This window comes from Paraburkholderia sp. (assembly GCF_036488505.1).
In the GTDB taxonomy this organism is placed as follows: domain Bacteria; phylum Pseudomonadota; class Gammaproteobacteria; order Burkholderiales; family Burkholderiaceae; genus Paraburkholderia.
In genome coordinates, this window is record NZ_DASXHN010000441.1 from 1 (window position 1) to 9,460 (window position 9,460).

10 protein-coding genes and 1 pseudogene are annotated in these 9,460 nt (G+C 62.4%); 8 read left to right on the top strand and 3 right to left on the bottom strand.

All coding sequences use genetic code 11. From position 1 onward, the window contains the following. From VGH68_RS25425 to VGH68_RS25440, 4 genes are all read left to right on the top strand, one after another. The coding region (locus VGH68_RS25425) for a helicase-related protein (RefSeq protein WP_331606477.1) at positions 1–904 on the top strand (904 nt) is incomplete at its 5' end. A gap of 355 nt (positions 905–1,259) precedes the next feature. Beyond that, positions 1,260–2,414: a pyridoxal phosphate-dependent aminotransferase gene (locus VGH68_RS25430; protein ID WP_331606478.1), complete on the top strand. Its 1,155-nt coding sequence runs from the start codon at positions 1,260–1,262 to the stop codon at positions 2,412–2,414. A gap of 161 nt (positions 2,415–2,575) precedes the next feature. After that, positions 2,576–3,370, top strand: coding sequence for an ABC transporter substrate-binding protein (locus VGH68_RS25435; RefSeq protein WP_331606479.1), 795 nt, complete (start codon positions 2,576–2,578; stop codon positions 3,368–3,370). A 134-nt stretch (positions 3,371–3,504) separates the two neighbouring features. Next, a complete protein-coding gene (locus VGH68_RS25440; protein WP_331606480.1) occupies positions 3,505–4,350 on the top strand; it encodes an AraC family transcriptional regulator in 846 nt (281 codons plus the stop codon). A 49-nt stretch (positions 4,351–4,399) separates the two neighbouring features. Here VGH68_RS25440 and VGH68_RS25445 read toward each other — a convergent pair whose 3' ends face one another. Both VGH68_RS25445 and VGH68_RS25450 read right to left on the bottom strand, forming a co-directional pair. After that, a complete protein-coding gene (locus tag VGH68_RS25445) occupies positions 4,400–4,987 on the bottom strand; it encodes a LysE family translocator (protein WP_331606481.1) in 588 nt (195 codons plus the stop codon). A 121-nt stretch (positions 4,988–5,108) separates the two neighbouring features. Beyond that, positions 5,109–6,074, bottom strand: a complete 966-nt coding sequence (locus VGH68_RS25450) for an NAD-dependent epimerase/dehydratase family protein (protein WP_331606482.1) — start codon at positions 6,072–6,074, stop codon at positions 5,109–5,111. Positions 6,075–6,237: 163 nt separating this feature from the next. Here VGH68_RS25450 and VGH68_RS25455 point away from each other — a divergent pair. Next, a pseudogene (locus tag VGH68_RS25455) lies at positions 6,238–7,132 on the top strand (LysR family transcriptional regulator). 68 nt (positions 7,133–7,200) lie between these two features. Here the strand turns inward: VGH68_RS25455 and VGH68_RS25460 are convergent. Further along, a complete protein-coding gene (locus VGH68_RS25460) occupies positions 7,201–7,410 on the bottom strand; it encodes a hypothetical protein (RefSeq protein WP_331606483.1) in 210 nt (69 codons plus the stop codon). Positions 7,411–7,781: 371 nt separating this feature from the next. Here VGH68_RS25460 and VGH68_RS25465 point away from each other — a divergent pair, with 371 nt between their 5' ends. The 3 genes from VGH68_RS25465 to VGH68_RS25475 all read left to right on the top strand — a co-directional run. After that, positions 7,782–8,264: an NUDIX domain-containing protein gene (locus VGH68_RS25465; RefSeq protein ID WP_331606484.1), complete on the top strand. Its 483-nt coding sequence runs from the start codon at positions 7,782–7,784 to the stop codon at positions 8,262–8,264. 513 nt (positions 8,265–8,777) lie between these two features. After that, positions 8,778–9,110: a metalloregulator ArsR/SmtB family transcription factor gene (locus VGH68_RS25470; RefSeq protein WP_331606485.1), complete on the top strand. Its 333-nt coding sequence runs from the start codon at positions 8,778–8,780 to the stop codon at positions 9,108–9,110. A 6-nt stretch (positions 9,111–9,116) separates the two neighbouring features. Beyond that, positions 9,117–9,460: arsenic resistance protein (locus VGH68_RS25475; protein ID WP_414696990.1), on the top strand; the 344-nt coding region annotated here is incomplete at its 3' end.

Here is a 9,460-nt window from a genome sequence, read left to right on the forward strand (position 1 = left end):
GGGTTTCTTCGACGACATCGCGAAGGTCGCGCGGCAATGTCCGAAAGAGCGGCAAACGCTGCTGTTTTCGGCGACGTATCCCGAGGGCATCGCGAAGCTGAGCCAGCAGTTCCTGCGCAATCCGAAGGAAATCAAACTCGCCGAGCGGCACGACGACAGCAAGATCCGTCAGCGCTTCTATGAAGTGACCGAAGACGAGCGTCTGCACGCGGTCGGGCTGCTGCTGAACCACTATCGTCCGGTCAGCACGATCGCGTTCTGCAACACGAAGCAGCAGTGTCGCGATCTGCTCGACGTGCTGCGCGCGCAAGGCTTTCACGCGCTCGCGCTGCATGGCGAACTCGATCAGCGCGAGCGCGATCAGGTGCTGATCCAGTTCGCGAACCGCAGCTGCTCGGTGCTGGTCGCGACCGATGTGGCCGCGCGCGGTCTCGACATCGCGCAACTGGAGGCGGTGATCAACGTCGACGTAACGCCTGACCCGGAAGTGCACGTGCACCGTATCGGCCGCACCGGTCGCGCCGATCAGGACGGCTGGGCGCTGAGTCTGGCGAGCATGGACGAGATGGGGCGGGTCGGCGGGATCGAACAGGCACAAAAGCGCGAAGTGGAATGGCACAAGCTTGCCGAACTGAAGCCCGCGAGCGACGGACCGCTGCTGCCGCCAATGGAAACGCTGCAAATCCTCGGTGGCCGCAAGGACAAGATCCGTCCGGGCGACGTGCTCGGCGCGCTGACCGGCGACGCCGGTTTCGAAGGCTCGCAGATCGGCAAGATCAACGTCACCGACATGTCGACCTATGTGGCGGTCGAGCGCAGCATCGCGCGCGAGGCGGTGCGCCGGCTCGGCGCGGGCAAGCTGAAAGGCCGCAAGGTCAAGGTTCGTCTGATGGACGATGCCTGACCGGCCTCAACACCCTATAAGGACCTGGAGCCGGAGCTTCGCGAACTCCGCCAGATAGCGAAACGGCCGCACTCGCGGCCGTTTCCGCATCCGCGCGGCCCCCATCACATTCCGTCATACCTCCGCGATTTTCCCCGTTCGTCAGACTGCCCATCGCGTCCCCTGAAACCGGGATCGCACTGCCTGCGCCCGGCGCAAAGCGGCGGCGCGCGAGCCATGACGAAAACGCATGCCGCGCATGACAAAGTTTCGGTTGTGACCGCTCTTTGGCTGATGCCTAATCACCAGACCGGAAGGACCCGCCCCCGGCCGCCGTTCGCGCGGCGCTGCGGGCTGAAGAAACGGAGAAAGTCTTATGCAGAGCGCCATGCATGCCCGCTCGAAACTGCCGGACGTCGGCACCACGATTTTTACCGTGATCGGCCAACTGGCCGCGCGACACGATGCGCTGAACCTGTCGCAAGGCGCGCCGAATTTCGCCCCGGACCCGAAGCTCGTCGACAGCGTCGCGCAGGCGATGCGCGCCGGCCACAACCAGTACGCGCCGATGGCCGGCATTGGCCCGCTGCGCGACGCGCTCGCGGAGAAAGTCGAAACGCTGTACGGCGTACGCTACGACCCAGCCAGCGAAGTGACCGTGCTGGCCAGCGCGAGCGAAGGGCTCTATTCGACGATCAGCGCACTCGTGCATCCGGGCGACGAAGTGATTTACTTCGAGCCGTCGTTCGACAGCTATGGCCCGATCGTGCGTTTGCAGGGTGCGACGCCGGTCGCGATCAAACTGTCGCTCGCTGATTTCCGCGTGAACTGGGACGAAGTGGCCGCCGCGATCACGCCGAAGACACGCATGATCATCATCAACACGCCGCACAACCCGACCGCGACGATTTTCAGCGACGCTGATATCGAGCGGCTCAAAGCGCTCACCCGCAATACCGATATCGTGATTCTGGCCGACGAGGTCTACGAGCACGTGGTGTTCGATGGCGCCAGGCATCAGAGCATGGCGTGCCACGCGGAGCTGGCCGAGCGCAGCGTGATCGTGTCGTCGTTCGGCAAGTCGTATCACGTGACCGGCTGGCGCGTCGGCTACTGCCTCGCGCCCGCGGCGCTGATGGATGAGATCCGCAAGGTCCATCAGTTCATGGTGTTTTCCGCCGATACGCCGATGCAGTACGCGTTCGCCGACGCGCTCGCCGACCGCGACAGTTATCTCGGCCTGTCCGGCTTCTATCAAAAAAAGCGCGATCTGCTCGCGCATGCGCTGCGGGAATCGCGCTTCGAGCTGTTGCCGAGCGAAGGCAGCTTTTTCATGCTCGCGCGCTTCCGCGCTTTCTCCGATGAAAGCGACAGCGATTTCGTGCTGCGCCTGATTCGCGATGCGCGCGTCGCGACGATTCCGCTGTCGGCTTTTTATAGCGACGGCACGGATTGCGGGCTGATCCGTCTGTGTTTTTCGAAGGACGACGCAACGCTGATCGAAGGCGCGCGGCGCCTGTGTGAGATCTGACCGTGCGCCCGTGCAAGCTGCTGTCAAGCGGCTTTTTGGGACGCGGTATGATCGTCGCCTCTTTATGCGTGGTGGATCATCCGGCGTCGGTGATGCGTTGGAACTCACCGAAACCACTGAAATGAATCACCGAAGCGTTCGAAACAAAGAAGGGATCTGCTATGAAGTTGCTTAAACCTTTGCTGGCGCTCGCCTGCGCATGCGCGTCGCTCGCGGCACCGTTTCACGCGAGCGCCGCCGATCCCGCGACGTTGCGTTTCGGTCTCGAAGCGCAGTACCCGCCGTTCGAATCGAAAGGCCCGGGCGGCCAGCTGCAAGGGCTCGATATCGACGTGGGCAATGCCGTCTGCGCGGCCGCGCATATGACGTGCAAGTGGGTCGAAACTTCGTTTGACGGACTAATTCCCGCGCTGCAGGGCCGCAAATTCGACGCGATCAATTCGGCGATGAACGCGACCGACCAGCGCCGCCAGGCGATCGACTTCACGACGGTCGTCTATCGCGTGCCGACCCAACTCATCGCGCGGCGCGACAGCGGTCTGCTGCCGACGCCGGCATCGCTGAAGGGCAAGCGCGTCGGCGTGTTGCAGGGCTCGATCCAGGAGACCTTCGCGAAAGCGCATTGGGAACCGGACGGCGTGACCGTGCTGCCATATCAGGACCAGAACCAGGTGTACACCGACCTCACGGCGGGCCGTCTCGATGCCACGCTGGTGCTCGCGCCCGCCGGCCAGACGGGTTTTCTGTCGAAGCCGGAAGGCAAGGACTATGCGTTCGTCGGCCAGCCGGTACGCGACGACAAGATTCTCGGCAGCGGCATCGCATACGGCATCCGCAAGGGCGATACCGCGCTGCGCGATCAGTTGAACGCCGCGATTGCGAAGGTCCAGGCGGACGGCACCGTGAAGGCGCTGGCCGCGAAGTATCTCGGCAATATCGACGTGAGCGCGAAGTAGGCGCGCCGATGCGGCGCGCGACGTGGTTGACGAACCGCGCCGCGCGTCTGCTTGTTGACCATGCGGTTGACGGCTACGATACAGAGGCTTCGCGACTACCCCCGCGAAGTCGATCGATCTATCGGAGCATGCGCATGAGCACGACGACCGAGGCGGCACTCGAAGCGAACAACGCATCTGCGCCGCGCTTCTGGCGCAGCGACGCACTGCCGTTCATCGAGGCGCGTTCCATCGATGATGGCCGCGACATCTGCTATGCGAAGCACTCGCACGAAACCTTTTCGATCGGCGCGGTAACGGGTGGCCGCAGCGTCTATCTGAACCGCCATGCGAGCGAATGGATCGGCGCAGGCGCGGTCGTGCTAATGAACCCCGACGACGTTCACGCGTGCAATCCGGTCGCCACCGAGCGCTGGTCGTATCGGATGCTGCATGTCGACGTTGCATGGTTGACGAAGCTGCAGCACGAACTTGGTTTTAGCGAGAATCACGCGTTCCGCGCGTTCTCGCCGACCATGACGCTCGATGGGGCATTGTTCGACGGCGTGAACCGGCTATGCGCGATTCTCGCCGACCATGACGCCGACACACTGCGCAAAGAAAGCGCGGCGATCACTTTTTTCTCCGCCGTGCAGCAAAAGCTCAATCCGGCGCGCGTGCCCGACCGTAATGCGAGCGCCGCGCTCGCGCGCGCCGCTGAATTCATCGCCGAAAATTGCACGCGCGCGTTGAAACTCGAGGACGTCTGCGAGGCGGCCGGATTGTCCGCGTCGCATCTGATTCGCGCGTTCAACGCACGCTACGGGATGACGCCTCACGCGTATCTGATCAATCGCCGCATCCAGTACAGCCGCGCGCAGTTGCGGCGCGGCCGGCTGATCGCCGAGGTCGCGCTCGACGCCGGCTTCGCCGATCAGGCGCATTTGCAGCGGACGTTCAAACGGCTCGTTGCGGCGACGCCGGGGCAATATCGCAATTGAGCATGCGCTTGCCGTTGCTCTCGCCGCCGCGGCCTGAAGTGCTTCCGCGTTACTCGACCAGCAGATACAGCGCGCTCGCCGCGAGCAGCCCAGCCATCACGCGATTGAACCGCCTGACGCGCTTCGCGTCGCGCAGGTACTTGCGCAGAAACGTGCCGGCACAGGCCCAACTCCCTATCGACAGGTAGCAGATCACGAAGTAGAGCGCCGCGAATTGCCAGACCAGTTTGCCGTCGCCATTGGCCGCATACGCGCCCATGCCCGCCAGCGACGCGAGCCATGCTTTCGGATTCAGCCATTGCATCGCCGCGCGATATGCGAACGACGGTCCGCGAGCCGGCTTGTCCGCGCCGAGCTGACCGTTATCGATGGCGAGCTTGCAGGCCATATAAAGCAAAAAACCGACGCCAGCCCATTTGACGATTTCGATCAGATTCGGAAAACGCGCGAGCAATGCATGCAAACCGAGACCGATCAACAACAGCAGCGCGGTGAAGCCGACGGTCGCGCCGGTCACGTGCCGCAGACTCGCGGCGAGCCCGTGCTGCGCGCCGGCGCTGAGTGCGACGACGTTCACCGGTCCAGGAGAAATCGAACAGGCGAGCGCGAACGCTGCCATCGAAAGTAATGCGGTCATCGGGTGCCTCGGTACGTGTGAGTGCAAAGCGATTGCGATGCTCAACGGTAGAGAGGCTGGCGGGCGATGTATTGAAGGAAATTGCTGTGTGGCTCGCGAAATAGTGGGTTCGTCTCGACCGTCACGTTGCGGCGGTCAGCGCGCGGGGCTTTGCCGCGGCGAAGAGCGTCTGCCGGATGCCTTCGACATAAGATGTCTTTTGGATCGGCCCGATCAATTGCTGCAGCGCCGAATCGTCCATGATCAGCGGGTCGGTCATCAGGTAGTTCATTTCGACCATCTCGCGCATCAAAGGGTTGAACATGCCCATCAGCCGCAGCATCGTTTTGTGCGCCACGCGCAGCTTCAACTTGTTGCCGGTCTGGCGTTCCATCTCCGACACCAGTTCGCGCTGCGTCGTGATACCCGCGCCGGCGAGGTGCCAGGTTTTCCCAAACGCTGCGGGGGTATCGACCAGCCGCGCGAGCACTGGACCCACGTCCGGCACGAAGACGAACTCGTGCGGGCGGTCGATCGGCCCGACCATGTCCGCCGTGCCACCATTTACCGCAGCCTGCGCCGCGCTGTGCAGCAGACTGGCTTGCACGCCGGGCCCATAGAAGTCCGGCAAACGCAGGACCGTTGCGTTGACGCGGCCTTCTCGATGCGCCTGCATCAGGAGGTCCTCCTGTGCCTTGCGCATGCGGCCCTTGAACGTGTGCGGCTGGCGCGGATGGTCTTCGCGCACGGGCGTCGCTTCTGCGTTGCCATAGGGGTACACGGTGCCGATCAGGATGATGTTTTTGACCCCGGCGGCGGTAGCACCATCGATCGTCTTGCGCATCAGTTCGGGATGCAGCTCGAATTGCCAATAGTTCACGCCGACCATATAGATCAGCGTGTCGACGTCTGTCGCGGCGGCCAGCACCGACGAGGGCGAATCCGGGTTCCACGTGACGATCTGCGCGAGCGGATCGGCACCGAATGCTTCGCGCAGACCTGCTTCGTTGCGACCGACGACGCGATATGGGCACCCGTTGCTGCGCAGCGCCGACGCAATGCTTTGACCGATGACGCCTGCGGCGCCGAACAGAGCTACTTTGGACATAGTGATTTTCCTTGGGGCGAAAGTTCAGAACGACAGGTAGCGGCGGTGTTTATTCTGGCTCGAAGACATGGATGGTTCTGCCGCTGGAAGCCGTAGTGTGCTCAATGGACGGCCAAACGAAAATTGCCTAGAGTTGCATCGCCTCTATACGAAAACGAATAGCATGATTCGACGTGAACCGAACTGGGAGTGGTACCGCACTTTTCTGGCAGTGCTGGAGACAGGTTCGCTGTCAGCCGCCGGGCGTGCGTTGGGTATCTCAACCGACCATTGGCCGTCACATCGACGGTCTGGAATCGGCACTGGCGTTGAAGCTTTTCACGCGCTCATTCGACGGCTTCGCGCCTACCGATGCTGCGCTCGAACTGAGACCATTTGCGGCCAGCGTGGCCGCGACCTCCGCGGCACTGCTTCGGGTAGCCAGCAGTCATGGGGCAGGCGTTCGCGGTACGGTGCGACTGACCGCAAGCGAGGTGATTGGCGTTGAGGTGCTTCCTCCTATCCTCGTGGCATTGCGCAACGCGCATCCCGAACTTGTGGTTGAACTGGTGTTGTCGAATACGGTGGACGACTTACTGCATCGCGAGGCGGACATCGCGGTGCGCATGCTCAGGCCCACACAGCACGCATTGGTGGCCAAACGCGTTGGCGCGATCGAACTCGGTTTGCATGCTCACAAAAACTATCTGGCAGCGCATGGCACGCCCAGATCGATGGATGAGTTGTCTCGCCACGCGATCGTTGGCTACGATCGCGAGAGCGCATACATCCGGCGGTTCAAGGATCAATTTCCGGTGTTCTCCCGTGCGGGTCTGGCGTTTCGCGCCGACAGCGATCTGGCGCAGCTCAGCGCGATACGCGCAGGGTTTGGGATTGGCGTGTGCCAGTCGGCATTGGCCGCGCGCGACAAGGCGCTCGTACGAGTATTGCCGACCAGTTTTTCGCTGACGATGGACACGTGGGTCGCGATGCACGAGGACCTGCGAGAGAGCGCGCGTTGTGCGGTGACCTTCGCGACGGTCGCTGCGGGGTTGAAGGCGTACATCAAGCGGTCGTAGGTATGCCGCAATGTCCTCGCCATCGCCGGGCGCGGCTGCGGTTCGATGTAATTGGGCTGCACCGCCGCCTATTGCGTGGGCTTGGGCTTCGGATCAGGCTCCGCCTTGGTCTCCGTTCCCGTCTTGCCGTTGCTTCGGTTCGTTACCGCGCCAGTCTCATCGAGCAGATCGTCGAGGTCGTCGCCCTCATCTTCGGCGGAGGGCTCGGCGGGGGTCGACATCCGCAGGAACGGCGCGGGCGTGACGGGCCGGCGCTGATTATCGATTGGATTCTTCATGGTGTTCCAGCCTCGAATGGTTTGTGCACGAAAACGAGCAAGGGCCGTTCCGCTCCTGATACGCCGCCAGCATGCAGCGGCGCGGTTGCATGGCTGTCTTGGAACTGCGTCCATAGTTTCACCGATGTCTCGACCCCTTCCCTCCACGAATTGTTCTTTTTGCGCGCGTTGCTGTTCTGCACCGGCTCATAGCGCGGCAACGATCCGGCCTGGTCCCGAGTCGCAGTGCAGGTGCGGTGCTTGCTTTATGACGGTCATTAATTTCTGATGAATTTCGTCAACCGTCATGCAGTTGACCGCAGCGGCCTGGTCCACGCCATGCCGTCGTGCGGCGAGCCGGGGTTGCGGGAACAGTGGGTGTGGAGAAGACCATGAAAGACAGAGCAACCGTCATCTGCCGAAGGAACGGCAAGGTGTTGCTCGTGCGCAGGAGTGTGCGCTGGGCCCTGCCAGGCGGCAAAATTCGCGTCGACGAAACGCCTTTGAACTGTGCGCGTCGCGAACTGCGGGAAGAAATTTCCGTTGACGTTGGCCCGCTCGAATACCTATGGCTGTTCCGAGGTCTGAGCAAGCTTCATCACGTGTTTGTTTCCGATCTGGATGACGACGCACGTCCGCAGCCGGCAAGCGAGATATGCGAATGCCGGTGGTTCACGCCCGCCGAGATCGCCACACTCGTCGTGAGCGTCCCGACCTGGGAAATCGTCAGCATCGCATCCAGTCGTCACTGGTCGGGTCATGGCCAGCGGGAGTACCGGGGCAGTGACGCAACGCGCAGGCAATCAGAGTCACGATCGCAGCGGCGCCCGCGGGAAAGCAGCTCGAAGCGCGGCATCCTGCTATGCGGTGAGTAAGGCGCCGAACGCCAGACGTCTCAGGGAAGAAGTCAGTGAAGAAAGGGCCGGGTCGGAACTGCTCATCGCCGCACTGATACGGGCAACCCGGAGCGAAGTAACGCATCCGGGCCGCGGGGCTTGATCGTCGCGTTGTAAAACCTGCACGTCTGGAGCAAATCATTGCGCTGATCCGGGCAACGTAACGATGCGCATCGCACTCGCGTGGCGGCTTGCCGCCCGGTTCATCATGCAGATACGACAGGCGGCGGCGGTCCTCGCGGAATACTGTACGAAGGGCTTGCGCATGATCCTGCTCATGCGATTCGCCAAAAGCGACGCAAGTTGCGGCTAGCAGCAGCACGCGCCGGACCAAGTTCGACCCAACGCGACCCACGCTTTCGCCCGCTGAGGGACCGCTTTGTGCGCGCGACGGCGGTCCCGGAACATCCGGTTCTCGCTTGCCATGGCCTCGGATCACCGTCATTTCAACGGCGCTTGAAATGTGGGGGCGACTCAGCTATCGTTGCGGGCATGGACTCAAACCTCGTCGTGCGCGCGCTGAGCGCGCTTGCCCACGAATCCCGCCTGGCGATCTTCCGCCTGCTGGTTGTCGCAGGGCCGCCCGGCATGGCGGCCGGTGAAATCGCACAGCAGCTCGGGCTTTCCCCTTCCAGCCTGTCGTTCCACCTTAAGGATCTGTCACTTGCTGAGCTGGTGAAGTCGCGTCAGCAGGGGCGGTTCATCATCTACACAGCGAATTTCGACGCGATGTCGGGGCTGATCGGTTTCCTTACGGAGAACTGCTGCGCCGGCGCATCATGTGCCGCGAGCGATCTTCCCAACTGCTGCGCAGATACCCCGTGAGGCAAGATGAGCAGCACTGATTCAGCGATCGGCCACGCACGGCCAGCGATTGGTTTTTTCGAGCGTTATTTGACCGTTTGGGTCGCGCTCTGCATCGTTGGCGGCATCCTGGCGGGACAGGTAGCCCCTGAAGTCTTCCAAGCGATCGGCCGCATGGAAGTGGCGCACGTCAATCTTCCTGTGGGTGTGCTGATCTGGGTGATGATCATCCCGATGCTGGTCAAGATCGATTTTGCCGCGATGATCGAGGTGAAGAGTCAGTGGCGCGGTATCGGCGTGACCCTCGTTGTGAACTGGTTCGTCAAACCGTTTTCGATGGCGTTGCTCGGCTGGATCTTCATTCGGCATGT